Source organism: Comamonas testosteroni ATCC 11996 (assembly GCF_000241525.1).
GTDB lineage: Bacteria > Pseudomonadota > Gammaproteobacteria > Burkholderiales > Burkholderiaceae_C > Comamonas > Comamonas testosteroni.
The window spans coordinates 215,231-238,136 of the sequence record NZ_AHIL01000002.1 but is presented as its reverse complement, the minus strand read 5'-3'; the positions used below and the strand labels follow the sequence as shown (position 1 = coordinate 238,136).

Genomic DNA, 22,906 nt, shown 5'->3' with positions numbered 1-22,906 from the left:
GAATTCAGCAATGGTGACTAAGAAACCCAAGGGCCTGGGACGTGGTCTGGAAGCCCTGCTGGGCCCCAAGGTCAGTGAAGCAGAGCAGGCCGCAGCGAGCGGGTCTCAGGCCAATCTGCCGAGCACGCTGGCACTCAATGTGATGGTGGCCGGCCAGTACCAGCCGCGCACCCGCATGGACGAAGGCGCCTTGTACGAACTGGCCGAGAGCATCAAGGCCCAGGGCATCATGCAGCCGATTCTGGTGCGCCAGCTCTCCCGGGGCGACAACGCCGGCAAGTACGAGATCATTGCCGGCGAACGGCGCTTCCGTGCCGCGCATATCGCGGGTCTGTCGGAGGTGCCGGTGCTGGTGCGCGAGGTGCCCGATGAAGCCGCTGCGGCCATGGCACTGATCGAGAACATTCAGCGCGAAGACCTGAATCCGCTGGAAGAGGCGCAGGGGCTGGCCCGCCTGGTCAAGGAGTTCGGTCTGACCCACGAGCAGACCGCGCAGGCCGTGGGCCGCTCGCGCAGCGCCGCCACCAATCTGCTGCGTCTGCTGAATCTGGCCGAGCCCGTGCAGACCATGCTGATGGCCGGCGATATCGACATGGGCCATGCGCGGGCACTGCTGACGCTGGACCGCGCCACCCAGATCACGGCAGGCAACCAGATCGCGGCCAAGAAGATGTCGGTGCGCGAGGCCGAGTCGCTGGTCAAGAAGATCGGTGCCGAGTTCAATCTCACGCGCCAGAAGGCCAAGAAGGATGGCAAGTCGCGCGACGTGAAACGCATCGAGGAAGAGCTGTCCGACCTGCTTACGGCCGATGTAGAGGTGCGCATCAAGAAGACCGTGCGTCGCCACGGCAAGCAGCAGGAAATGGGCGAGATCGCCATCCAGTTCGGCTCGCTTGACGAGCTCAACGGCATCATCGAAAAGCTGCGTGGTGAAGCCTGAGTGCCTGACCACGCCAAGGCTGATTCTGCGGCAATGGACGCCGCAGGATTTGCCGGAGTTTGCCGCGCTCAATGCGGACACGGAAGTCATGCGCTACTTCCCAAGCGTGCTGGACAGGCAGGCCAGCGATGCCCTGGCCGCCAAGGCCGAAGCTCTGATTGCCGAGCGTGGCTGGGGATTCTGGGTTGCGCAGGATAGAGCCACCGGGCACTTGGCAGGGATGATTGGCTTGCACACTCCCGCAGCAGAGCTACCGTTTTCACCCTGCGTGGAAGTGGGCTGGCGGCTGGCCCGGCCATACTGGGGCAAAGGTCTGGCGACAGAGGGTGCAAAAGCCGCGCTGGATTTTGCGTGGAATGAGCTGCTGCTGGATGAAGTTGTGGCGTTCACGGCGGTGCCGAACAAGCCCTCGCAGGCCGTAATGCAGCGCCTGGGAATGCAGCCCGATGCGCAGACATTCATGCACCCTGATCTGCCAGCTGGGCACGCGCTGGCTGAGCACTGTCTCTACCGTATTCGCCGCAGCTGATGCTACAAAAAAGGGCATCCCTTCGGATGCCCTTTTTTGATTCCGGTGTGGTGTTCTAGCTGCGGTAGCCGGGGTCGATTCGGTCGAGCTTGCGCAGCAGGGCGGGCCAGGCAAACTGGCCGCCCATGCCGCCGGTCTGTACCTTCATGGCATGGGCGATGCCTTGCAGAATCTGCGGGTCGACCTCGGTGAGTTCGGTGCCGCCCGACTGGGCCGCGATCTGGATCTGGCAGGCGGACTCGAAGACGTACATGGACAAAAAGGCATCGGCAATCGTGGCGCCGCAGGTCAGCAGGCCGTGGTTGCGCAGCATGAGGAAGTTGGCCTCGCCCATGTCGGCCAGCAGGCGCGGCTTCTCGTCCTCGCGAAAGGCCACGCCTTCATAGACGTGATAGGCCAGGGACCCCAGGACAAAGGTGCTTTGCTGGCTGATGGGCAGCAGGCCGTTCTTCTGGGCCGCCACGGCCACGCCGGCGCGCGTGTGGGTGTGGATCACGCATTGCGCATCGGCACGCGCCTCGTGCACGGCGCTGTGGATGACGAAGCCGGCCGGGTTCACGGGGAAGGGCGAGTCCATGAGCTTGTTGCAGCCCAGGTCCACCTTGATCAGCGAGGAGGCCGTGATCTCGTCAAACATCAGCCCGTAGGGGTTGATGAGAAAGTGATGCCCGGGGCCCGGCAGCCGCGCGCTGATGTGGGTGAAGACCAGATCGCTCCAGCCGTACAGCGCCACCAGCCGGTAGCAGGCGGCCAGGTCCACGCGCAGCTGCCATTCCTCGGGGCTGACCAGATGCTGTACGCTGGGGATGTTCAAGGGCTCTTGGCTCACGGGCGGCTCTCCTTCATCGTTGATTCGATGAATGTAGACACTCGTGCGTCAGCGGTCTGTTGGCTAGGCGACAGAAGCCTGGAAACGCGGGCGAGGCCGGTTCGGATCAGGCGTGGTGGCGATGCCCGTGGCAGGTGTTGGCTGAGTCTGAGAATAAAAAAGGAGCTTGCATCGCAAGCTCCTGTTGATTTGTAGATTGTTTTTATACTGAAATCGAAGCTGATCAGGCGAAAGCAGCTATCAAAAGCGCTTACTTGATCTGGCCGCGCGACAGGTCCTGGATCATGCGGGCGGCCAGATACAGGCGAGGTGCGATGGTGTTGATCTGCACATATTCGGCATCGTTGGAATGCGCGCCATAGCCCGACAGACCGAAGCCCTCGATCACGCCGCCCTTGGCCTTGAGGGCCGCAAAAGCCGCATCCGTGCCGCCGCCCGTGGCCTTGTCCATGACCTTCATGGGCAGCTTCAGCTCCTGCTCATAAATGCCCTGGGCATGGGCCGCCAGCTTGCGCGCCGTGGCATTGGCCTCCAGCGGCGGGCGGCGCACTTCGAATTTCAGCTCCACCTTGCTGGCGGGGAGCAGCTTGTTGCCGATCTTGTCCTGCATGGCTTTTTCCAGCGCCGTGAAGTCGGCCACGCGCAGCGCGCGGGCATCGGCCTGGGCCGAGGCTTCGGCGGGAACCACATTGCGGTTGGTGCCGGCCTTGGACACCGTCCAGTTGAGCTTGAGGCCGTCCTGGGGCTGGGACAGATCCTTCATCTGCAGCAGCTGGTGCGACAGCTCGTACAGCGCATTCACACCGTCTTCGGGCTTGGCGCCCGCATGCGATGCCTTGCCCGTGACCTTGAGGTAGGCGGCGCCGATGCCGCTGGTGGCCAGGCGCAGGCTGCCGTCGGTGCCGCCGCCTTCAAAGCTGAACACGGCGTCCTGCTCGGCCCCCAGGCGGGTGATGGTGCTGCGTGCTCCGGGCGAGCTGATTTCCTCGTCGCCGTTGATCAGCACCGTGAGCGTGCCGTAGTCCTCGATGCCCAGCTTCTTGAGCAGGGGCACGATATGCATGATCAGGGCCACGCCCTGCTTGTCGTCGGCAATGCCCAGGCCATAGGCCTTGTCGCCGTCGACACGGAAGGGCTGATCCTTGAGCATGCCGGGCAGATAGACGGTGTCCATGTGCGCGATCAGCATGATGCGGCTGCTGCCCTTGCCCTTGAATTCGGCATGCACCATGGAGCCGACTTTCTCGGGCGTGTCATCGAGGCGGTAGATGTCGCTGGGCTCGATCACCTCGACCTTGCCGCCCTGCGCGCGCAGCTTGCCGGCAATGTATTCGGCAATCTTCTTCACGCCCGCCACATCCTTGCTGCCGGACTCGATATGCACCAGATCGCGCAGCGTATCCAGGTAGGGCTGCTGCTCCTTTTTCGCATGCTCCAGCCATTCAGTCTGAGAGGCAGCCTGGGCAGAGCCGAAGGCCAGCACCAGGGCCAGGGGCAGGGCGCGCAGCAAAGGGGCAGAGGGCGTGTTCCAACGCATAGAAATTCTCCTTGAGGGGGGCGAGCCGCTCCCGGATAGGGCCACGGCAAGAAAAGGCGGTGTGATGCACCGCTCAGGGAATTCAGCTTAGCAGCCGTGTTTGTGGCCTCAGCGCTGAGCCACTAGGGATAAATACCAGGGTAACTTGATCTCTCGCGCCGACAAAAAAGCCCTGCAGCTTGCGCGGGCAGGGCTGGGTGGGTTGCGCCTGTTGCTCAGGCGGCTGCCAGATGGGATTTGGTCTTCTTGCTCACGCCGTCGCCGACGATGACGGCCGAGACCACCGACAGCACCAGCGCAATCGCCGAGCCATAGAACACTGCGTTGGTCATCTGGTGGTCCAGCATGTAGCCGAAGACCGGCGCGGCCAGGCAAAAGCCCAGATCCAGGCCCGAATACACCGTGCCGTAGACACGGCCCGTGGCGCCGGGGGGCGCTGCGCGCTTGATCAGCATGTCGCGCGAGGGGCCGGCCAGGCCCGTGCCCAGACCGGCGACAGAAGCCACGATCACGGCAGCCATGCCGGGCAGCCAGCCCGTGCCGACGACAAACAGCAACAGGCCCGAGCCCAGCATGCAGATGGAGATCACCTTCTCCAGCCGCTGCACGCGGCCGACCAGAAAGCCGCCCACGACCATACCGGCAGCGCCGCACAGCATATAGCCGGTGACGATCAGCGCCGTCACGGAAAGCGGCAGCCCGTACATGGATTGCAGGGCCGGGCTGGCAAAGCTCTGGATGGCGCTGAGCGCGCAGGTGCTCCAGAAGAAGAAGGAAAAGCACAGCCACACCGATGGCAGCTTCATGAAGGCCATGGGGTGTTCCTGAGGTGCGGCAATGGCTCCGGCAGCCGGCTTGGCGGCAGCACCTGCGGATTCGGCGCGATCATCGAGCGCGTCACGGTTGAAGACCATGATGGCCAGCACCACGGCTGCGCAGAGGGCGCCGCCCAGGCAGGCCAGACGCCAGGAGCCCGTGGCCGTGGTGATGCCCGCCATGAACAGCGGTGCCAGCGCCCAGCCCAGATTGCCGGACAGGCCATGCACCGAGAACGCATGACCTATGCGCTGCTGCGACACGCGCTTGTTGAGGATGGTGAAGTCCACGGGGTGGAAGGGCGCATTGCCCAGGCCCGCAAAGAAGGAGGCAGCCAGCAGCATGCTGTAGCCCTGGGCCGTGCTGGCAATCAGGCCTGCCACCACAAAGCTGCCGAGGGCGGCAAACAGAATCGGACGTGCGCCAAAGCGGTCCACCGCAAAGCCGGCCAGTGCCTGGCCGGTGCCGGAAACAATGAAGAACAGCGAAACCATGACGCTGAGCTCGGCATAGCTGTAGCCGAAGTCCTTGATCAGCCAGGGAAACAACGGCGGCAGCAGCAGGTGGAAGAAGTGCGACGAGCCATGGGCCAGACCGATGAGGCTGATGGTGCGAGCGTCACTGCGCAGTGTCTCTGGCGCCTGGTTTTGAGGTGTTGTGGAGGCAGGGCGGTTCATATGTCGCATCTTAGGCAGACTGCTTGCGTCTTGTATGCGATAGTCTGCCAATTGCTATCGCAAGCCAGCCAACCATCATGTCCAGCCTCCACGACCCCGAGCCCCTGCGTGCAGGCAAGGCCACCGCCTATGTGGAGACGCTGACACCCCATCTCTACATTCCCTCGGCGCAGCGCCCGGTGCGCGCCAAATGTCGCTGGCTGGAGGCCGACACCCAGGTCAAGCCGCACCGTCATCCCTGGGGGCAACTGGCCATCTCCACCACGGGCACCATACGCCTGACAGTAGCGCAGGGCACCTATATCGTGCCGCCGTCCCGCGCACTGTGGGTGCCGCCGGGCATGGAGCATGCGGTGACCATGGTGGAAAGTGCCGATCTGCGCACCTTGTACTTCTTTCAGACCCAGGGGCGTTGCGGCCCCGATGTCAGCCCTGAGCAAGAGGCGGCCTGGCGCCAATGCCGGGTGCTCAACGCGTCGGATCTGCTGCGCGCCGTGGTGCGCGAGCTGCCCACGCTGCCCGATGACAGCCTGCAGCTGTCCGAGCAGGACAGGGCGCGCGAGCACCATTTGAGTCAGCTGCTGCTCGACGAGCTGCGCCGCGCCAGTGCCGTGCAACTGGGCGTGAACCTGCCCCAGGACAAGCGCTTGCGCCTGCTGTGCGAGGCCGTGCTGGCCGACCCCACGCGCAACGAGACGCTGGAAGACTGGGCGCGCGATACCGGGGCCAGTCCGCGCACCGTGGCGCGACTGTTTCGCCAGCAGCTGGAATGCAGTTTTACCCAGTGGCGCCAGCAGGTGGTGCTGGCCCATGCCGTGAGCTTGGCAGCGCGCAACTGGCCGATTCAGCGCATTGCTGCCGAGCTGGACTACAGTCCCAGCGCTTTCAGCGCCATGGTGCGCCGCACGGTGGGCATGCCGCCTGCGCAGTTCTTTGGCATGCACACCAAGGTCATGGCTGCCAGCGATTGATTGAACAGGGCTGCAAGCCTCATCTGTATTTGCCGGGTGGCTCCAGAAAATATTTGCAGCGACATGGAATGAAAGCAGCAGGCCTGCGCTCTTTATCACCATGATCTTCTCTGCCGAGTCGCGCTACAACCAGTGGGTGCGCGAGCATTACCGCTTTTTGCTGCGCAGCGCCTGGGCGCTGACGGGCTCGCGTGCCACGGCCGAGGATGTGGTGCAGGATTGCTTCACCAGCGCCTGGCGCTTTCGCCACCAGCTGCGCGACCAGAGCATGGCCAGAGCCTGGCTGTTCCAGATCATGCGCCGTCATGCCTTCAGGCACTTCGATCCTGTGCAATCGCAGACCGAGTCTCTGGATGAAGCCTGCGAGCAGGGCGTGAATCACCACGATGCACTCGATGCGCAGCTGGACGTGGTCAAGGCGCTGAGCCGCATTGCCCCGATCCATCGTGAAGTGCTGGTGCTTTACTACTTTGACGACATGCCCACGGCCCAGATGGCCGAGGCGCTGGATATTGCACCGGGCACCGTGCTCTCTCGCCTGGCGCGGGCCCGTGAAGCGCTCAAGACGGCACTGCAGGAGCCTGCACGCCGTCCCGCAGGGGCCACCACCGAATCTTCCGCAGCTGCCGGCGTGATACCGCTGAGAAAGCGCGCACCATGAAACACCAAGACCGCCCCGAAGACACCGATTTCGACCTGCGTGCCCGTGCCGAGCTGGCACTGGCTTTCGAGCCCGGCGAGCCGCCGACCCATTTGCTGCGCCACACGCCCTGGTACGCCCGTCGTGGCCTGCATGCACTGTGTGCCGCCGTGATGGTCGGCAGCGTTGCTGCGGGCGGCGTGCTGAGCCTGCGCCCGCCGCAGATGGTGCGCTCGGCCATCGAGCATGAGTATTACGAACGCACGCTGCGTGGCCAGTTCATCCCGGAGGCCGAGATTGCCAGGCATATGGACTGGCCTGCCGACCAGAAGCTGCCCGGCTACACCCAGCTCATGCGGCCCTGCGATATCGACGGCAGTCGCGCCTATCACCTGACCACTTTTTTTGAAAAAGGCGGCATCGTCACCGTGCTGGCCTTCGAGCAGCCCCAGCCGATTGCCGACGGCCAGGGCTGGTGGGCCAACAGCTACTGGCAGGTGGTGCGCTCGCGCGAAGGCCGCCCTCTGGTGCTGATCGCACAGAAGAAACAGGCTCTGGCCGTGGCATCACGCGCTCTGGGGGCACCTGAGAAAGCCGATGGCTGAACCGGATTTTCGCGCTGAGCATTCACCACAATTACCAAGGAGACACCATGCAACAACCCACATCCCTGCCGCGTCGTCGCCTGCTCGCCGGTAGCGCCAGCGCGCTGGCTGCAGCCGGTCTGGCCAGCTTCCAGAGCCAAGCCATGGCTCAGGCGGCAGCGCCCGCCGCCAAGCCTCTGCCCGGCTATGCCAGCTTCAAGAATGCCGATGCCGTGATCGTGCACAGCTCCACCACCATCGAGACCAAGCGCAGCGCGTTTGGCGCCGGCGTGGTCACGCCCACCAGCCAGCTCTATGTGCGCAACAACCTGCCGACGCCTTCCGAGGCCATCGTGGCCGACCGCGACGCATGGGCGGTGCAGATCGATGGTGTGAAAAAACCCAGACAGCTGAGCGTGCGTGAACTCAAGACCATGGGTCTGGAGACCGTGACCATGGTGCTGCAATGCTCTGGCAACGGTCGCGCCTTCTTCCCCTCCAAGCCCAGCGGTACGCAATGGACGGTGGGTGCTGCTGGTTGCGTGGTCTGGAGCGGTGTGCCCGTGCGCGATGTGGTCAAGGCCCTGGGCGGCGTGGCCGACGGCATGGTCTACATGACGGGAACGGGCGGAGAGGTGCTGCCCGCAGGCCTCGATCCCAAGAGCGTGCTGGTGGAGCGCTCCGTGCCCCTTTCGGCCATGGAGGACGCGCTGCTGGCCTGGGAGATGAACGGCGAGCCCGTGCCTCTGGCCCATGGCGGCCCGCTGCGCCTGATCGTGCCCGGCTACACCGGCGTGAACAACATCAAGTACATCAAGCAGCTGGTCTTTACCGCCAAGGAAAGCGAAGCGCACATCATGTCCCACGGCTACCGCATCTCGCCTCCGGGCAGCAAGGGAGATCCCAGCCAGCCTTCGGTGCAGGAGATGAGCGTCAAGTCATGGATCAACAGCCCCATCCCCGAGGACGGCAACCAGGCCTCCGGTCTGGTGCAGATTCAGGGCGTGGCCTTCGGCGGCATGAACGCCGTCAAGGGCGTGGAAGTCTCCATCGACGGCGGCAAGACCTGGAAGCAGGCCCGTCTGGTGGGCCCCGACATGGGCAGGTACGCCTGGCGCCAGTTCGTGCTCCAGGCCCAGCTGCCCAAGGGCACCTATCAGCTGGCCAGCCGCGCGACTGATGTGAAGGGCAATGTGCAGCCCGAGACGCGCGGTGAAAACCAGAGCGGCTACAACAACACCAGCTGGGCCGACCACGCAGTGACGGTCACCGTGGCCTGAGCGTCGCAATCACTGCCCATGCCCGGTGCCAGAAGAAGGGACGCAGGGCATGGGATCCAACCCCGATGCATCGCATTTCTCCAAGAACAATGATGAAGACAAACCATACCCTTGCCGCCCTGTTGTTGACCGCCTTTGCGGGCACTGCCGCCCATGCCGATCAGTCTGCCCAGATGGCGCGCGGCAAAGAGCTGTTCACCACTGCTGCAGTCCCTGCCTGCGCGGTGTGCCATACCCTCAAGGACGCCGGCACCGAAGGCGCCATCGGCCCCGTGCTGGACGAGCTGCAGCCCGATGCGGCCCGCGTGGCGCGCGCTCTGAAGGACGGAATCGGCTCCATGCCCTCCTTCAAGGCCACAATGAGCGAAGCCGATATCGCTGCCGTTGCTCTTTACGTGAGCAAGGCCAGCGGCGCAGCCAAGTAAAGCGCCTCAGCCGCGCTGCGCGCCATCCAGCGGCATGGCGTAGATCCATACCTTGTGGCGGCTATTGCCTTGCAGGCATGCCGTCGCTTCCACGCCGGGCAGTTGGAAATCCAGGCTCACCAGCCAGCTGCCGGGCTGCATCTCGGTGGCCGCCTTGACAGCGGCGCGGCCCATGCTTTCGGGCCGCTGGAACAGATAGACCAGCTGATAGCCGCTCCAGTCGGCCAGCCAGATATCGCCGCGTCGCACGCGTGCCCAGGGGCAGCGCAGGGCGCAGGCAATCGCCAGTGGCCAGCTCCATTCCAGACCATGGAGGCGGGCCTGCGGCAGCGCGCTGCGCAGCGCGCGCAAACCATCGCCCATGCCGCAGCCGGCGTCCAGCACCAGCGCCTGCACCGGCAACTGCACGATCTCTGCCAGTCCTTTGAGCGCATTGAACGGCGTTGGAAAGACCGGGGCATCACGCCAGGCATTGAGCGGGTAGATCAGCAGCAGCAAGCCCAGAGGCAGCAGCCAGCCCCAGGCGGGCAACTGGCTGGCGCTGAGCACCAGAAACGACAGCGGAAACCCGGCCGCAATGATGAGCCTGCGCCACCAGTTGGGCCCGCAGAGACTGGCTGCCGTGCTGAAGCTGCCGGCGACCAGCAGGGCCAGCCACCAGGGCAGCAGGCGCGCCAGTCCCGCAAAGATCATCCAGGCCAGCAGCCAGACGAGCAGTGCAGGCAGAGGCCAGGTAGAGGCAAGCCATTTTTTTGTCATGAGTTTTGAAATGTATCCGTCATACACAGGCGTCAAGACACCGAAGCGCAGACAAGGCCTTGTCGGAGTTTTGCATTTTGTGCGGGATACCCCTCTTTGGTGGGGTATGCGTGTTGTCAACTCGTCGTAAAAATTACTGATTTTTGCTTATGTATACTTTTCGGCTTTCAGTGGCTGAGAATTCAGAGGAGACATCCATGCGCCTGCTCGCCCCCACCTTTTCATTGGCGGCTCTTGCGTTGACAGCATGCGCGGTACAGACACCGCAGGAGCAGTTGGCACCTGCTTCGCCCACCGTGCGCCTGTGCGAAGGCAATAACTGTTCCGAGCTGCCGCGCAATGTCGCGACTTTCCGCGGCGAACCCGTCAATCCCGAGGCGGAGCGCCGCCTGGCGGCACTGGTGCAAAAAGCCGAAGCGGATCCTCGCGCAGCCTATGACCTGGGCCTGCGCTATCTGCGCGGCGATGGCGTGGAGCGCAACAGCTATCAGGCCATCGAGTGGATGCGCAAGGCCGGCGATGCCGGTAACGGTCAGGCCCAGTTTGCGTTGGGTCGTCTGTATCTGCTGGGCTTTGAAGAAATGGGCCCGGACCCTGCCGAGGCCGAGGCTTGGCTTTCGCGTGCTGCCGCCAAGGGCTTCAAGGAAGCCAAGCGACTGCTGCCTCAGGCGCAGGCCGCCAAACAGAATGCACATGCACGCTATCAGGCCATCGAGGACGAGCGCAAGTCCTGGAACGGCTGGTATGTGGGCGCGCCCTACTACATGGTGTGGGGCTCGTCGGGTTGGTATTACCGCTGAGGCGCCGTGAGCGCAGCAGCATTTTTTATTTTTTAGAAAGCATCACTATGTCCAAGAAGACAACGCTGCGTCTGGCAGCCATCGCATCGGCCCTGGCACTGGGCGGCTGCGTGACCCCCGGCGGCGGCACCATCTCCACGGGTACGGCTCCCACGGCTGCCACCGGCGCAGCGGGCGGCGCAACCAGCGTGAATGCGAACCCTACGCTGGAGCGTTGCGATGCCCCTCTGGGCACCCTGGCCGTGGATGACGGTCGCGGCAAGGATTGGTATGCCAGCTTTGGCGCTGCCACCAAGATCACGACCATCGAACCCCTGATCCGTCTGGCCGTGCAGCAGTCCAACTGCTTCGTGATCACCTCCATCGGCAACAACCGCACCGAAAGCAAGATGTCGGCGATCACCGACAAGCAGCGCAATTCCGGTGAATTCCGTGCCGGCTCCAAGCAGCAAAAGGGCCAGCGCGTGGCAGCCGACTACTACATGGAGCCTTCCATCATCATCGACAACGATGCAACCGGCCAGCTGGCAGCGGGTGTGGGCGGTCTGTTCGGCAATGTGGGTACGCTGATCGGCGGCGCCATGCAGAGCAAGGCTTCGGTGGTGACGCTGAGCATGTTCGACATCCGTTCTGGCGTGCAGATCTCCATCTCCGAAGGCAACTCCACAGCCACCAACTTCGGCGCTGCCATGGGCGCGTTCGGCGGTGGCGTGGGTGGTGGTCTGGGCGGCTTCTCGCGCTCACCCGAAGGCAAGGCCACGGTGGCCGCCTTCATGGATGCCTACAACAACATGGTGATCTCGCTGCGCAACTACAAGGCGCAGGAAGTCAAGGGCGGCCTGGGTCGTGGCGGTCAGCTCAAGGTCGGCAAGTAAAGCGCCGATCCGAGAACAGAAAAGGGCCTGCAGTTGCAGGCCCTTTTTTCATGGTTTGCGCGTCTTCAGCAAGCGCCTCGAGCGCTGCTTACTGCAGCTGAAAGATCTTGCCCGGGTTCAGGATGTTCTTGGGGTCCAGAGCCTGCTTGATGGCGCGCATCATCTGCACCGCACCAACGCCAGCTTCCTCCAGCAAGAAGCCCTGCTTGTGGATGCCGATGCCGTGCTCGCCCGTGCAGGTTCCGCCCAGTGCAATAGCGCGTGCCACCAGCGTATGGTTGAGTTGCTCGGCCTGCTGGCGCTGGGCTTCGTTGTCGGGGTCGATCAGATAGCCGAAGTGGAAGTTGCCGTCGCCCACGTGGCCGACCAGGAAGTAGGGGATGCCGCTGGCATCGGCTTCGGTCACGCACTCCAGCAGCGCATCGGCCAGGCGGCTGATGGGCACACAGGCATCGGTGGTGATGCAGCGGCAGCCGGGCACGCTGGAGACGGCCGCGAAATAGGCATTGTGGCGCGCGGTGAACAAGCGCGTACGGTCTTCGGGGCGCTCGGCCCATTCAAAGGCATTGCCGCCGAATTCATGGGCAATGTCCTGAACCATCTCGGCCTGCTCCTTCACGCCCGTGGGCGAGCCGTGGAACTCCATCAGCAGCATGGGCTCTTCACGCAGGGACAGCTTGCTGTAGGCATTGACCATGCGCACTGAATTCACATCGACCAGTTCCACGCGGGCGATGGGAATGCCCATCTGTATGGTCTGGATCACCGTGTGCACGGCGTTTTCGATGCTGGAAAAAGAGCAGATGGCTGCGCTCACCGCTTCGGGCAGCGGATAGATGCGCAGCGTGATCTCGGTGAAGATGCCCAGCGTGCCTTCGCTGCCCACCAGCAGGCGGGTCAGGTCGTAGCCGGCAGCGCTCTTCTTGGCGCGGTTGCCGGTGCGCACCACTTCACCGCTGGCCGTCACTACCTCCAGGGCCAGCACGTTCTCGCGCATGGTGCCGTAGCGCACGGCATTGGTGCCGCTGGCGCGGGTCGAGGTCATGCCGCCAATCGAAGCGTCGGCGCCGGGGTCGATGGGAAAGAAGAAGCCGGTGTCCTTGATGGCCTCGTTCAATGCCTTGCGCGTGATGCCGGGCTGCACGGTGATGGTCAGGTCTTCGGTGTTGACCGAGAGCACCCGGTTCATGCGGCTGACGTCGATGGTGATGCCGCCTTGCACGGCCAGCAGATGGCCTTCCAGCGACGATCCTGCGCCGTAGGCAATCACGGGCACGTCGTACCGGTCGCAGAGCGTGACGGCATCCTGCACGTCCTGGGTGGATTCGGCAAACACCACGGCTGCCGGAGGGGGCGCAGAAATCGCACCTTCGTCGCGGCCGTGCTGCTCGCGCACGGCCAGCGCCGTGGAGCACTGGCCGCCGAAACGTGTTTGCAGAGCCAGCAGAAATTCTTCGGGGATGGGGCGCTGCACGAAATCGGGCTGCAGCGAGGTATGGGCAACAGGTGCGTTCATCGGGGTCTCCAGAGGAGAAAAAGAATACCACCTGGCCCGATCCGGACGTGTACGTATTGGGTACTAGGCCGTGCCGCTCAAGGTCGCAATCGCTGCGCTGGCGCATGCCCATTGGAGCTGGCAGAGATCGCGGTTTCGTCGTGGCGCAGCCGTCTGCCGCGAGCACATAGATAAGTTGCGCCCTAGCTAATGAGAAATCAGTGTTTAGGGTTTGTGCCTGGTGTGCCTATATTGGCAAGCCTCATGGCGTGCGCTGCAGAGCTCGCTTCAAACCAAAAGCAGTTCGGAGGGCGGAGCTATGCGCGATACGGGTCGCAGATCATTCATTCAGGGGCTGGCCGGGGTGTCGGCGGCAGGCATGCTGGGCGCTGCATGGCATGTGCGTGCAGCGCAGACGCACGCCTGGCCGGCGCGGCCCATCAAACTGGTCGTGACCTTCCCGCCCGGCGGCTCCAGCGATATCGTGGCGCGGGTGCTGGCTCCTGCGCTGGCAGAAAAGCTGGGCCAGAGCGTGGTCATAGACAACAAGCCGGGCGCGGGCTCGTCCATTGGTGCGCAAATCGTGGCGCACAGCGCCAATGACGGCTACACGCTGCTGGTATCCAATTCGGCGGCGCTGTCGATAGCGCCATCGCTGCTGCAAAGCCCTGGCTACGACCCTTTGCGCAGTTTCGAACACCTGGCCTACATCGGCGCCGTGCCCACGGTGTTTGCCGTGCATCCCTCGGTGCCCGCCAACAGCCTGAGCGAGCTGGTGAGCTGGATCAAGGAGCAGCCTGCTCCCGTGGCCTTTGGCAGCGGAGGTGCTGCCTCGGTGGGACATCTGGTGGGCGAGCAGTTTGCGCAGACGCTCAAGCTGTCCATGGAGCATGTGCCTTATCGCGGTGCCGGTCCCATGCGTGCGGATCTGCTCAGCGGCCATATCAAGCTGGCGATCGACGCCTTGCCGCAGAACATCGCGCTGCATAAGCAGGGCCGGCTCAAGCTGCTGGCGCTGACATCGCCACGCCGCGTGGCGCAGGCACCGGCGGTGCCCAGTGTGGCCGAACTGGGGCTGGCACAGCTGGTCTCCGAAAATTTCGTCGGCATCTCGGCCCCCGCCGGTCTGCCCGGGGCGCTGGCCGAAAAAATCGCCAGCGCGGTGCGGCAGATCAGCGCGCGTCCCGAGTTTGCGCAGACGCTGCAAGCCCAGGGATTCGTGACCCGGGATATGGAATCCAAAGCCTTCACCCAGCTGATTGCAGACCAGCATCTGGCCTGGGGCGACATCGCGAAAAAGACAGGCGCAAAACTTTAACCAGTCAGGACAACGATGAGCAGAGAGAAACTGTATTCACCCCGTAAGCCGCGCTATGCCGTGGTGCTGTTTGGCCCCGAAGGGCAGGGCAGTTTCAATGAGTCGGGACTGCGCGGAGCCCACAAGGCCAGAGATGCCGGCCATGAGGTCGATGTGCTCTGGGTGGCCGGCCAGTCGGCCCAGCAGCGCGCCGCCGAAATGTCCGCATTGTGCGGCGGCCGCTATGCGCTGATTCTTGCGCATGGCGGTCAGGGCGACGGTCCGGTGCAGATCCTGGCCGAGCGCAGGCCCGAGCAGGCCTTTGCGGTCACGCAAGGCAGCTGGGCAGCACCCAATGTGGCGCGTTACGAGGTGCTGCAGGAGCAGTCGGCCTTCCTCGCAGGCGTGCTGGCCAGCCAGTGGAGCAAGACGGGCAATGTGGGGCATTTTTCGGGCGAGAAAGTGCCGCCGGGTCTGCGTGGTCGCGCGGCCTATGCGGACGGACTCAGGCGTGCCGGCTTCGAGGGGCAGCTCGTCACCCAGTTCTGTGGCCACCAGCATCGTCCGGGCTGGGCCCGCAGCTGTGTCTCGGCGATGGTCGAGCAGACGGATCTGGACATTGTGTTTGCCATGCTCGATGGCGGCCGCCCCGGTGTGACACAGGCCTGCCGCGAACATGGCGTGGTGCAGATCGGCAATGTGCTGAACTGGGTGGAGCGCGAGCCCGAGGTGTTTGTGGCCTCGGCGATCTCAGATTCCGGCGAGGCCTTGTTTCGCGCCGTCGAGGACCATGCCCGGGGTCTGCTGCCGCTGGGTGGCTATCGAGCCTTCGGCCTCGAGGAGCCGAGCCTGGTGCGGCTGGAAATGGGGGCAGGGGTGAGTGCTGCGCAGCGCAGCCTGGTCGAAGACTGGGCGCAGCGCCTGCTGCGCCGCGAGTTCGAGATTCACCTGGACTATGCCGGGCCCGAGTTCGCCTTGCCGCAGGAGGAACTCAGCGCTGCGGCGTGATCCGGAAAGCGCCGCGGCAAGGCCTCAGTACTGCTGAGCGCCCTTGTCGAATTCGGCGCGTGACAGCTGGCCGTTGCGGTCGCTGTCAATCTCTTCGAAGCGCTGGGAGATGACAGGCAGCTGGCGCGCTTCCTGCGCACTGAGCTGACCGTCGCGATTGGCGTCGGCACGCTCGAAGGCCGCCTGCACGCTGTTCTTGACGGTAGGGGCCTGCTGCACGCCGGTGGCCGCGCCCGATTGCACGATGCGCGCCGGCTCCTTGTTCTCGCCGGCATTGCCGCTGCCGGTTTGCGCAAAAGCCATGCCCCCGCCGAGGGTGAGTGCGGAGAACAGCACCACGCTGACGACTTCGAATGACGAGACCTTGCAATTGAGCAGATTCTTCTTGTTCATGAATGGCATTCCTTCTCTATGCGATAACAGGAGTGCATTGCACCCTGTGAGGCGGCAAAGGGCCAGCACTTTTGCCTGCTGTTGCCTCAGACTACATTTGCCTGCGGGCTGTAACGCACAATGGCGGCCGTATCTGAGGGCCGTTCCGGCCCCGAAAAATTCGCAGCTTTGACAAGGGATGACCCATGGGCAACCGCCTCACGCAAATCGCCACCCGCACCGGAGATGACGGAACCACCGGCCTGGGAGACAACACCCGCGTTTCCAAGAACAGCGGCCGCCCGCATGCCATGGGCGATGTGGATGAACTTAACTCGCATATCGGCCTGCTGCTGTGCGAGCCTATGCCCCAGGATGTGCGCGACCTGCTTATCGACATCCAGCATCAGCTGTTCAACCTGGGCGGCGAGCTGTCCATGCCGGGCTATGAGCTGCTCAAGGACGATGCGCTGCTGCAGCTCGACAACGCGCTGGCCCACTACAACGCACAGTTGCCGCGCCTGCAGGAGTTCATCCTTCCGGCCGGCACGCGCGCTGCCGCGCAGGCCCATGTATGCCGCACCGTGGCGCGCCGTGCAGAGCGCCAGGTGGTGGCGCTGGAGCAGGCCGAGACCATGCGGGCTGCTCCGCGCCAGTATCTGAACCGCCTGTCCGATCTGCTGTTCGTGCTGGCCCGCGTGCTCAACCGCATCGACGGCGGCGACGATGTGTACTGGAAGAGCGAACGCCTGGCGCGAGCACAGTCCGAGTGAAGCGGAGGCAGGAGGCCGGGCATGCGTCTGCGACATATCGAAGTCTTCAATGCCGTGATGCAGACCGGCAGCGTCAGCGCGGCCGCGCGCCTCATCAACGTCACCCAGCCAGCGGTCAGCCGCACGCTGCAGCATGCCGAGCTGCAGATGGGCTTTGCGCTGTTTCAGCGCGCGCGGGGGCGGCTGACGCCGACCAATGAGGCACTGGCCCTGTTTCCGCATATCGAGAAGCTGTTCGAGCAGCTCGACGAGGTGCAGCGCCTGGCCGCCAACCTGCGCCACGGCCAGTCGGCCGACCGGCTCAATGTGCTGACGGTGTTCGCGCTCAGCCGCGAGGTACTGCCGCGCGCCGTGGCGGGCTTCAGGCGCCGCCATCCGCAGGTCCAGGTGCACGTGCAGGCGCTGCACACGCCGCAGGTGGTGTCGGCCCTGCTGCTGCAGGAGGCCGATGTCGGCTTTGTGATCAGCTCCGCGGGCCAGCCCGCACTGGAGCACGAACTGCTGGCCGAGGTCGACATGTTCTGTGTGCTGCCCAAGGGGTTGCTGCCGCCTTCGCGCGTGCGCGCCGAAGGCATGGAACTCAAGGATCTGGCCGATCTGCCTGTGGTTGCGCTCGATGCGCGCGACCCGCTGGGCATGCGCCTGGGCCAGGCCTGCCGCGAGCATGGCGTGGGGTTGTCGCCCGTGGTGACGGTGCAGACCTACCATGCGGCGCTGTCCATGGCCGAATACGGGCTGGGCGCGGCCATCATGGACGGCTGCACGGCACTGGCGGCCGACCGGCGCCGCGTGCACGTGGTGCCGCTGCTGCCGCGCATCACCGTGGGCGTGAACGCGCTGAGCCTGCCCCAGCGCCCGGGATCGGTGCTGGCGCGTGCCATGACCCAGGAAATGCGCAAGGCCCTGCAAGAACTTCTGAGCGCCTCCTGAACAGACCCGTGTTCAGGCTGCGCGCATCTGCGCGGCCAGTCGCTGCGCCGAGCCGAAGGCCAGCGTCAGGCCCAGTGCGCCATGGCCGGTCTGCAGCCATAGATTGTGCGGTCCGCCGCGCTGGCGGCCGGTGATGGGCAGGCCCGTGGGTGTGGCCGGGCGCATGCCGCTCCAGGGATGCAGCGAGCCCTGCAGCGGCAACTGGGCAAAGACCTGCTGCGTGGAGCGGCGCAGGCTGTCGATGCGGGCCGTATCGATGCGTGTGTCGCGGCCGATGATCTCCACCATGCCGGCCACGCGCAGGCGCTCGCCAAGGCGCGCGAACACCACCTTGCGCGCGGTGTCGGTCACGCTCACGCGCGGCGCTGCATGGGTGTGGTTGGAGGGGATGTCCACAGTGATGCTGTAGCCCTTGAGCGGATAGACGGGAATGCGCAGGCCCAGCTGGCGCGCATGGGCCGGGCTTTCCCAGCCGCTGGCCAGCACGTAGTGCTCGGCCTGCAGCAGGCCGGCGGCGGTGCGCAGGCCGGTGACGGCGTCGCCCTGGCGCTCAAAGCCCAGCACCTCGGTGTCGTAGCGCAACTCGGCACCGCGCGCTGTCAGCAGCGCTGCCAGCTGCTCGCACAGCTGGCGGCAGTCGGCAGCGCTTTCACTGGGGGTGTGAACGGCGCCCGCCATGCGGCCCGCGTAGCCGGCCAGCGCGGGCTCCAGGCGCACGGCGGCGGTGGCATCCACCACCTGCTGGCTGGCGCCGCCAAGGCGCGATTGCAGGGCCACTTGCCGGGCCGCGGCATCCAGGCCCTGCTGCGTTTGGTACAGCACCAGCTTGCCCGGCGTGTGCAGTGCGCAGCTCAGGGACTCCTGCGCCTGCAGGCTCTCGAAGGCCTGCCGGCTCTCGGCGGCCAGCCTCAGCAGCGCTTGCGTGCCGGCCATGGAGGCACGTGAATTGCAGGCGCCCAGAAAGCGCAGTCCCCAGGCCCATTGGGCGGGATCGGCGCGCAGGCGAAGGGCCAGCGGCGAGTCCTTTTCCAGCAGCAGCTGCGGCAGCATCTTCCAGATGCCAGGATCGGCCAGCGGCTGCACGTAGGAATAGCTGAGCTGCGCGCCGTTGCCGCCGCTGGCGCCCGCTGCCGGGCCGGGCCCGCGCTCCAGGATCGTGACGCGGCAGCCCGCGCGCTGCAGCGCATAGGCAGTGGCCAGGCCGACGATGCCGGCGCCCACGATGCAGACATGCATTGATCGTTTCTCCATGCTGCAGCACTGTAGGCCCGTACGGGGCCGGGCAGCCATGGCATTTGGCATGCGGGGTATGCACTCAGGTTATGGCCTGAGCGCGCGATGCGTGGGGCCGAGTGGCCTCCGGGCGCGGTGTTTACCCGGAGCATGGCGGTGCCTGCGCTGCCACCCATAAACCAGGGGCATGGATCAGCCCGATATTGTCATCCCCCGGAGCCGGGCGCGCTTTCTACACTGGCGGCACATCCACCACCGAAGAGGAGACACCGCATGCAACTTCACTCCACCGCGCTTTGTGCGGCACTGGGCCTGGGTTTTCTGGGCGCCGCTCATGCCGATACCCTGGCCAAGGTGCGCGACAGCGGACGCATCACGCTGGCCTACCGCGAGTCCTCCGTGCCCTTCAGCTACCTGGACAACGGCAAGCCCATCGGCATGACCGTGGAGCTTTCGCAGGCGGTGGCCGAAGCCGTGAAGAAGGTGCTGAATCAGCCCGCGCTGGAGGTGCGCTGGCAGGCCGTGACCTCGCAGAACCGCATGCCGCTGCTGGCCAACGGCACCATAGATCTGGAGTGTGGATCGACCACCAACAACACGGTGCGGGCCAAGGAGGTGGGCTTTGCGATCAATCACTTCTACACAGGTACGCGGCTGCTGGTGAAGAAGAGCTCGGGCATCCAGAACTATGCCGACCTCAAGGGCAAGACAGCGTCCATCACCACCGGCACCACCAATCTGCAGGTGCTGCGCAAGGCCAATGCCGAGCAGGGCTGGGGCATGAATATCGTCATGGCCAAGGACCATGCCGACGGCTTTCTGCTGGTCGAGAACGACCGCGCCGCAGCCTTCGGCATGGACGACATCCTGCTCTACGGCCTGATCGCCAACGCCAAGAATCCCAAGGATTTCCACGTCGTGGCCGATGCGCTGCAGGTCGAGCCCTATGCCTGCATGCTGCGTAAGGACGACCCCCAGTTCAAGCAGCTGGTGGATGGCGTGATCGGCGACATGATGAAGTCGGGCGCCTTCGCCAGGCTCTACGACAAATGGTTCATGCAGCCCATCCCACCCAAGAACGCGGCCCTGGGCCTGCCCATGAGCGAGCAGCTGCAGCGCAACGTGCAGGAGCGCGGTGACAAGCCGGCGTTCTGAGATGCGGGCGGTGGGCATTCTCGGCGGCATGGGGCCTGCTGCGGGCGCGGATTTCGTGCGCCTGTTCGTGCAGGCCTGCACCCGGCATCTGCAGGAACAGGGCTCGCCCGTGCATGACCAGGCCTATCCCGAGCACTGGCTGGTGCAACTGCCCGTGCCCGATCGCACACAGGCGCTGCGCCGCGATCCGCAGTCCCCTGCGGGCCCGGCCCCACATCTGCTGCAGGGCGCGGGCCGGCTCGCGGCCCTGGGCGTGCGCAGCGTGGCCCTGGCCTGCAACACGGCCCATGCCTGGCATGGGCAGATACAGGCGTTTTTCCCGCAGTTGCGCGTGCTGCACATCGCGCAGCAGACGGCGCTGCATCTGAAGGCAGGTGGCGTGCGCCAGGCCCTGGTGCTGGCCACGGACGGCACCTATGACAGCGGGCTCTACGACGCGGCACTGGCCGATTGCGGCATTGCCGCATTGCGGCCAGGACCGGCGGGCCGGGCCCGGCTCATGCAAGGCATCTACGAGGGTGTGAAACAGGGCGATATGCCGCTGGCCGTGCAATGCTTCGGCGAGGCGCTGGCGCCGCTGCTGCAGCGCCATGGCGCCGTGCCCGTGATCATGGGCTGCACCGAGATCCCGCTGGCCCTGCCGCAGGCGCCGCAGGCACGCGGCGCCGAGCTGGTGGACCCGGCCTGGATACTGGCCTGTGCGCTGGCGCAGGACGCCTACGCGCATTAGCTGCGGTGGCAGCACGCATGGCGGAGCAGGCCAATACTCATCAAAAAGATGAGCTGCAATCGCATGTTGTAAAACAAACATGGATCGAATCATTGCCAAGTTTGTTGATGGACAGGCGATGACAGCTCATTTTTTAAAGGGTCCTGCAGACGCCATGCCGGCGCGTGCTACGACTTCCGGGCGTCCTGCATCTCCGAGTCCATGGCGGCCTTGTAGATGCTTTGCCGGGGCCGCTGCATCAGGCGGCGCAGCATGGGTTCGAACTCGCTCAGGGGCAAGGTCTCGCCCCGGGGATCGAAGGCCGGGTTGTCATAGAGTTCGCAGAACTCAGCCGTGCGCGTGTAATGCGGGTGCTCGCGGAACTGCTCGCGCATGTCTCTGTCCAGGCCGATGTGATGGAAGAAATAGTGGCCCTGGAAGATGCCGTGATGCTGGACCATCCAGTGGTTGGCCTCGCTCACAAAGGGCTGGAGAACTGCGGCGGCAATGTCGGGGTGGTTGAAGGACCCGAGGGTGTCGCCAATGTCGTGCAGCATCGCGCACACCACATACTCCTCGTCGCGGCCGTCGCGCAGCGCGCGCGTGGCGGTTTGCAGGGAGTGGGTATAGCGGTCCACCGGAAAGCCGCCATAGTCGCCCTCCAGCAGCTTCAGGTGGGCCATCACCCTGTCAGGCAGACCGCTGGTGAAGTGTGCGAATTCGCCGCCGATCAACTGCCAGTCTTCACGCGTGCTGTCTTGCATGCGCAGAAAGTTCGCCCGTGCATTCATGCCATGTCTTTCGTGGGTTATGGTCGTTGCACTGTAGGGCGCTGGCAGGGGCTGCGCTGTCAAGGGCATGACATGCAGCCGCTGCGTTGATGGGCGAATCCTGTTTGCCGCAGACGGGGTGCGCGAGGGCTTCAGGCGTCAGTAGGTTTCCAGGTGCAGGCGTCCTTCGCGCTTGAGCCTTGCGCCCAGCTCTTCCCAGCCCAGGCCTGCTTGCTGGGCTACGTCACGCAGGGCCAGCACGACGCCGTCCTCCATGCTTTTGAGACCGCAGACATAGATGTGCGTGTTGTCGTCGCGCAGCAGCTCCATGAGATCGGCCGAGCGCTCGCGCATGGCATCCTGCACATAGCGCCTGGGCTGGCCGGCCACGCGCGAGAAGGCAAAGTTGATGTCGATGAAATCCTTGGGCAGGTTCTGCAAGGGGCCGAAATAGGGCAGCTCCTGAGGCGTTCGCGCACCGAAGAACAGCAGCAGTTTGCCGCTGTCGAACTTGCCGCTCTTGCGAAGGCGGCGCCGCCATTCCGTCATGGCGCGCATGGGCGCGCTGCCCGTGCCGGTGCAGATCATCACGATGTGCGAGCGCGGGTGATTGGGCATGAGAAAACTGCTGCCGAACGGGCCTATGACCTGCACCTTGTCACCCACCTGCAGATCGCAGAGATAGTTGCTGGCCACGCCGCGCACGGGCTGGCCCTGGTGATCCTCGACCACACGCTTCACGGTCAAGGCCAGATTGTTGTAGCCGGGGCGCTCGCCGTTGCGGGCGCTGGCAATCGAGTACTGGCGCGCCACATGGGGCTTGCCGCCGGCATCCACACCCGGCGGGACAATGCCCAGCGACTGGCCTTCGAGCACCGGAAAAGGCATGGCGCCGAAGTCCAGCACGATATGGTGGGTCTCGTTGTCGAAGCCGGTTTCCGTGCAGTTCAGGTTGCCCACCACCGTGGCCGTCACCGCAGCCTTGGGACCATGCAGATTGGTGTAGGCATGGGCGGCAGACCAGGGCGGCGTGGTGGCGCCATAGCTGGCTGCGCGAAAGACCTCCGCAGCGCCGCTTTCGGCGAGGCCGGCAGCGGCCGCAATCACGGCCTGGGCCTGGCTCAGATCCTGCACATCGCCGGCATTCTCGGTCGTCTGCGCGGCGGCCAGCACATCGGCAGATAGTTCTTCGGGCAGGCTCTCCCAGCCCAGCTGCTCGGCCACGCTGTAGGGCTTGCTGGCCGACACCAGCCGCCAGTTGTCGATGGAGCCCGTGGGGCAGGGCGAGATGCAGTCCATGCAGCCGTTGCACTTGTCCGCCATGACCACATAGTTGTTGTCGTCATGCGTGATGGCGTCCACGGGGCAGGTCGCCTCGCAGGTGTTGCAGCGAATGCAGATCTCCGGGTCGATCAGATGCTGCTTCAGGATGCCGTTTTCAATCAGCGTGATGGTGCTCATTTTGTTCTCCAAACCGGGGCAACCCAACTCAGTGACATCGA

The 22,906-nt window shown here is 64.7% G+C and carries 24 protein-coding genes; 15 read left to right on the top strand and 9 right to left on the bottom strand.

Annotated elements, in window-relative coordinates; genetic code table 11:
- Positions 1-10: 10 nt before the first annotated feature.
- Positions 11-940, top strand: a complete 930-nt coding sequence (locus tag CTATCC11996_RS01065; protein ID WP_003072066.1) for a ParB/RepB/Spo0J family partition protein — start codon at positions 11-13, stop codon at positions 938-940.
- Complete coding sequence (locus tag CTATCC11996_RS01060) at positions 927-1,469, top strand: GNAT family N-acetyltransferase (protein ID WP_003072064.1); 543 nt, start codon at positions 927-929, stop codon at positions 1,467-1,469. The genes CTATCC11996_RS01065 and CTATCC11996_RS01060 overlap by 14 nt, the downstream gene beginning before the upstream one ends.
- A gap of 55 nt (positions 1,470-1,524) precedes the next feature.
- On the opposite strand, the gene CTATCC11996_RS01055 is transcribed toward CTATCC11996_RS01060, so the two are convergent.
- The 3 genes from CTATCC11996_RS01055 to CTATCC11996_RS01045 form a co-directional block, all read right to left on the bottom strand.
- Positions 1,525-2,298 (bottom strand): class II aldolase/adducin family protein, encoded by a 774-nt coding sequence (locus CTATCC11996_RS01055; protein WP_003072061.1) that lies wholly within the window; start codon positions 2,296-2,298, stop codon positions 1,525-1,527.
- 250 nt (positions 2,299-2,548) lie between these two features.
- The gene (locus CTATCC11996_RS01050) at positions 2,549-3,835 is read right to left on the bottom strand and encodes a M20/M25/M40 family metallo-hydrolase (protein ID WP_003072058.1); all 1,287 of its coding nucleotides are present in this window, start codon (positions 3,833-3,835) and stop codon (positions 2,549-2,551) included.
- Between the two features lie 215 nt (positions 3,836-4,050).
- Entirely contained in the window at positions 4,051-5,328 is a 1,278-nt protein-coding gene (locus CTATCC11996_RS01045; RefSeq protein WP_003072055.1) for an MFS transporter, read from the bottom strand.
- Between the two features lie 77 nt (positions 5,329-5,405).
- Between CTATCC11996_RS01045 and CTATCC11996_RS01040 the strand changes: the two genes are divergently transcribed.
- The 5 genes from CTATCC11996_RS01040 to sorU all read left to right on the top strand — a co-directional run bounded on the left by CTATCC11996_RS01040 (position 5,406) and on the right by sorU (position 9,228).
- Positions 5,406-6,299 (top strand): AraC family transcriptional regulator, encoded by an 894-nt coding sequence (locus tag CTATCC11996_RS01040; protein WP_003072053.1) that lies wholly within the window; start codon positions 5,406-5,408, stop codon positions 6,297-6,299.
- A gap of 100 nt (positions 6,300-6,399) precedes the next feature.
- Positions 6,400-6,960 (top strand): RNA polymerase sigma factor, encoded by a 561-nt coding sequence (locus CTATCC11996_RS01035; protein WP_003065266.1) that lies wholly within the window; start codon positions 6,400-6,402, stop codon positions 6,958-6,960.
- Positions 6,957-7,544, top strand: coding sequence for a hypothetical protein (locus CTATCC11996_RS01030; protein WP_003072048.1), 588 nt, complete (start codon positions 6,957-6,959; stop codon positions 7,542-7,544). The genes CTATCC11996_RS01035 and CTATCC11996_RS01030 overlap by 4 nt, the downstream gene beginning before the upstream one ends.
- Before the next feature lie 47 nt (positions 7,545-7,591).
- A complete protein-coding gene (sorT, locus tag CTATCC11996_RS01025) occupies positions 7,592-8,803 on the top strand; it encodes a SorT family sulfite dehydrogenase catalytic subunit (RefSeq protein ID WP_003072045.1) in 1,212 nt (403 codons plus the stop codon).
- An 89-nt stretch (positions 8,804-8,892) separates the two neighbouring features.
- The gene (gene sorU, locus CTATCC11996_RS01020) at positions 8,893-9,228 is read left to right on the top strand and encodes a SorU family sulfite dehydrogenase c-type cytochrome subunit (protein ID WP_003072042.1); all 336 of its coding nucleotides are present in this window, start codon (positions 8,893-8,895) and stop codon (positions 9,226-9,228) included.
- Between the two features lie 6 nt (positions 9,229-9,234).
- Here the strand turns inward: sorU and CTATCC11996_RS01015 are convergent, their stop codons facing one another.
- Positions 9,235-9,987: a class I SAM-dependent methyltransferase gene (locus CTATCC11996_RS01015; protein WP_003072039.1), complete on the bottom strand. Its 753-nt coding sequence runs from the start codon at positions 9,985-9,987 to the stop codon at positions 9,235-9,237.
- 197 nt (positions 9,988-10,184) lie between these two features.
- Between CTATCC11996_RS01015 and CTATCC11996_RS01010 the strand changes: the two genes are divergently transcribed.
- Together CTATCC11996_RS01010 and CTATCC11996_RS01005 are read left to right on the top strand one after the other, a co-directional pair.
- Entirely contained in the window at positions 10,185-10,787 is a 603-nt protein-coding gene (locus CTATCC11996_RS01010; protein ID WP_003065258.1) for a tetratricopeptide repeat protein, read from the top strand.
- 47 nt (positions 10,788-10,834) lie between these two features.
- Positions 10,835-11,662 carry a hypothetical protein gene (locus CTATCC11996_RS01005; RefSeq protein WP_003072034.1) on the top strand — a complete coding sequence of 276 codons (828 nt, stop codon included), beginning with the start codon at positions 10,835-10,837 and terminating at the stop codon, positions 11,660-11,662.
- Positions 11,663-11,750: 88 nt separating this feature from the next.
- Here the strand turns inward: CTATCC11996_RS01005 and CTATCC11996_RS01000 are convergent, their stop codons facing one another.
- On the bottom strand, positions 11,751-13,178 hold the full coding sequence (locus tag CTATCC11996_RS01000) for an FAD-binding oxidoreductase (RefSeq protein ID WP_003072033.1): 1,428 nt from the start codon (positions 13,176-13,178) through the stop codon (positions 11,751-11,753).
- A gap of 298 nt (positions 13,179-13,476) precedes the next feature.
- Here CTATCC11996_RS01000 and CTATCC11996_RS00995 point away from each other — a divergent pair, with 298 nt between their 5' ends.
- Both CTATCC11996_RS00995 and CTATCC11996_RS00990 read left to right on the top strand, forming a co-directional pair.
- The gene (locus tag CTATCC11996_RS00995; protein WP_003072031.1) at positions 13,477-14,475 is read left to right on the top strand and encodes a Bug family tripartite tricarboxylate transporter substrate binding protein; all 999 of its coding nucleotides are present in this window, start codon (positions 13,477-13,479) and stop codon (positions 14,473-14,475) included.
- 15 nt (positions 14,476-14,490) lie between these two features.
- Positions 14,491-15,462, top strand: a complete 972-nt coding sequence (locus CTATCC11996_RS00990; RefSeq protein WP_003072029.1) for a BMP family lipoprotein — start codon at positions 14,491-14,493, stop codon at positions 15,460-15,462.
- A 24-nt stretch (positions 15,463-15,486) separates the two neighbouring features.
- Here CTATCC11996_RS00990 and CTATCC11996_RS00985 read toward each other — a convergent pair whose 3' ends face one another.
- A complete protein-coding gene (locus CTATCC11996_RS00985; protein WP_003072028.1) occupies positions 15,487-15,855 on the bottom strand; it encodes an EF-hand domain-containing protein in 369 nt (122 codons plus the stop codon).
- A 185-nt stretch (positions 15,856-16,040) separates the two neighbouring features.
- Between CTATCC11996_RS00985 and CTATCC11996_RS00980 the strand changes: the two genes are divergently transcribed.
- Both CTATCC11996_RS00980 and CTATCC11996_RS00975 read left to right on the top strand, forming a co-directional pair.
- Positions 16,041-16,607: a cob(I)yrinic acid a,c-diamide adenosyltransferase gene (locus CTATCC11996_RS00980; protein ID WP_003072026.1), complete on the top strand. Its 567-nt coding sequence runs from the start codon at positions 16,041-16,043 to the stop codon at positions 16,605-16,607.
- Positions 16,608-16,628: 21 nt separating this feature from the next.
- A complete protein-coding gene (locus CTATCC11996_RS00975) occupies positions 16,629-17,537 on the top strand; it encodes a LysR substrate-binding domain-containing protein (protein WP_003072024.1) in 909 nt (302 codons plus the stop codon).
- 12 nt (positions 17,538-17,549) lie between these two features.
- Here CTATCC11996_RS00975 and CTATCC11996_RS00970 read toward each other — a convergent pair whose 3' ends face one another.
- On the bottom strand, positions 17,550-18,773 hold the full coding sequence (locus CTATCC11996_RS00970; protein WP_003072022.1) for a D-amino acid dehydrogenase: 1,224 nt from the start codon (positions 18,771-18,773) through the stop codon (positions 17,550-17,552).
- Positions 18,774-19,043: 270 nt separating this feature from the next.
- Here CTATCC11996_RS00970 and CTATCC11996_RS00965 point away from each other — a divergent pair, with 270 nt between their 5' ends.
- Together CTATCC11996_RS00965 and CTATCC11996_RS00960 are read left to right on the top strand one after the other, a co-directional pair.
- Positions 19,044-19,925: an amino acid ABC transporter substrate-binding protein gene (locus CTATCC11996_RS00965; RefSeq protein ID WP_003072019.1), complete on the top strand. Its 882-nt coding sequence runs from the start codon at positions 19,044-19,046 to the stop codon at positions 19,923-19,925.
- A 1-nt stretch (position 19,926) separates the two neighbouring features.
- Entirely contained in the window at positions 19,927-20,655 is a 729-nt protein-coding gene (locus CTATCC11996_RS00960; RefSeq protein ID WP_003072017.1) for an aspartate/glutamate racemase family protein, read from the top strand.
- 167 nt (positions 20,656-20,822) lie between these two features.
- Here CTATCC11996_RS00960 and CTATCC11996_RS00955 read toward each other — a convergent pair whose 3' ends face one another.
- Positions 20,823-21,425 (bottom strand): HD domain-containing protein, encoded by a 603-nt coding sequence (locus CTATCC11996_RS00955; protein ID WP_003072015.1) that lies wholly within the window; start codon positions 21,423-21,425, stop codon positions 20,823-20,825.
- Positions 21,426-21,563: 138 nt separating this feature from the next.
- Positions 21,564-22,865 (bottom strand): benzoyl-CoA 2,3-epoxidase subunit BoxA, encoded by a 1,302-nt coding sequence (gene boxA / locus CTATCC11996_RS00950; protein WP_003072013.1) that lies wholly within the window; start codon positions 22,863-22,865, stop codon positions 21,564-21,566.
- Positions 22,866-22,906: the final 41 nt, after the last annotated feature.

Bases quoted from the DNA above. Each gene is read 5' to 3' on its own strand.
- CTATCC11996_RS00970 (WP_003072022.1), bottom strand. From the start codon at position 18,773: ATGCATGTCTGCATCGTGGGCGCCGGCATCGTCGGCCTGGCCACTGCC.
- boxA (WP_003072013.1), bottom strand. From the start codon at position 22,865: ATGAGCACCATCACGCTGATTGAAAACGGCATCCTGAAGCAGCATCTG.
- CTATCC11996_RS01045 (WP_003072055.1), bottom strand. From the start codon at position 5,328: ATGAACCGCCCTGCCTCCACAACACCTCAAAACCAGGCGCCAGAGACA.
- CTATCC11996_RS00980 (WP_003072026.1), top strand. From the start codon at position 16,041: ATGGGCAACCGCCTCACGCAAATCGCCACCCGCACCGGAGATGACGGA.
- CTATCC11996_RS00960 (WP_003072017.1), top strand. From the start codon at position 19,927: ATGCGGGCGGTGGGCATTCTCGGCGGCATGGGGCCTGCTGCGGGCGCG.
- sorU (WP_003072042.1), top strand. From the start codon at position 8,893: ATGATGAAGACAAACCATACCCTTGCCGCCCTGTTGTTGACCGCCTTT.
- CTATCC11996_RS01040 (WP_003072053.1), top strand. From the start codon at position 5,406: ATGTCCAGCCTCCACGACCCCGAGCCCCTGCGTGCAGGCAAGGCCACC.
- CTATCC11996_RS00990 (WP_003072029.1), top strand. From the start codon at position 14,491: ATGAGCAGAGAGAAACTGTATTCACCCCGTAAGCCGCGCTATGCCGTG.
- CTATCC11996_RS01030 (WP_003072048.1), top strand. From the start codon at position 6,957: ATGAAACACCAAGACCGCCCCGAAGACACCGATTTCGACCTGCGTGCC.
- CTATCC11996_RS00975 (WP_003072024.1), top strand. From the start codon at position 16,629: ATGCGTCTGCGACATATCGAAGTCTTCAATGCCGTGATGCAGACCGGC.
- CTATCC11996_RS01000 (WP_003072033.1), bottom strand. From the start codon at position 13,178: ATGAACGCACCTGTTGCCCATACCTCGCTGCAGCCCGATTTCGTGCAG.
- CTATCC11996_RS00965 (WP_003072019.1), top strand. From the start codon at position 19,044: ATGCAACTTCACTCCACCGCGCTTTGTGCGGCACTGGGCCTGGGTTTT.
- CTATCC11996_RS01015 (WP_003072039.1), bottom strand. From the start codon at position 9,987: ATGACAAAAAAATGGCTTGCCTCTACCTGGCCTCTGCCTGCACTGCTC.
- CTATCC11996_RS00995 (WP_003072031.1), top strand. From the start codon at position 13,477: ATGCGCGATACGGGTCGCAGATCATTCATTCAGGGGCTGGCCGGGGTG.
- CTATCC11996_RS00985 (WP_003072028.1), bottom strand. From the start codon at position 15,855: ATGAACAAGAAGAATCTGCTCAATTGCAAGGTCTCGTCATTCGAAGTC.
- CTATCC11996_RS01035 (WP_003065266.1), top strand. From the start codon at position 6,400: ATGATCTTCTCTGCCGAGTCGCGCTACAACCAGTGGGTGCGCGAGCAT.
- CTATCC11996_RS00955 (WP_003072015.1), bottom strand. From the start codon at position 21,425: ATGAATGCACGGGCGAACTTTCTGCGCATGCAAGACAGCACGCGTGAA.
- CTATCC11996_RS01065 (WP_003072066.1), top strand. From the start codon at position 11: ATGGTGACTAAGAAACCCAAGGGCCTGGGACGTGGTCTGGAAGCCCTG.
- CTATCC11996_RS01005 (WP_003072034.1), top strand. From the start codon at position 10,835: ATGTCCAAGAAGACAACGCTGCGTCTGGCAGCCATCGCATCGGCCCTG.
- sorT (WP_003072045.1), top strand. From the start codon at position 7,592: ATGCAACAACCCACATCCCTGCCGCGTCGTCGCCTGCTCGCCGGTAGC.
- CTATCC11996_RS01010 (WP_003065258.1), top strand. From the start codon at position 10,185: ATGCGCCTGCTCGCCCCCACCTTTTCATTGGCGGCTCTTGCGTTGACA.
- CTATCC11996_RS01050 (WP_003072058.1), bottom strand. From the start codon at position 3,835: ATGCGTTGGAACACGCCCTCTGCCCCTTTGCTGCGCGCCCTGCCCCTG.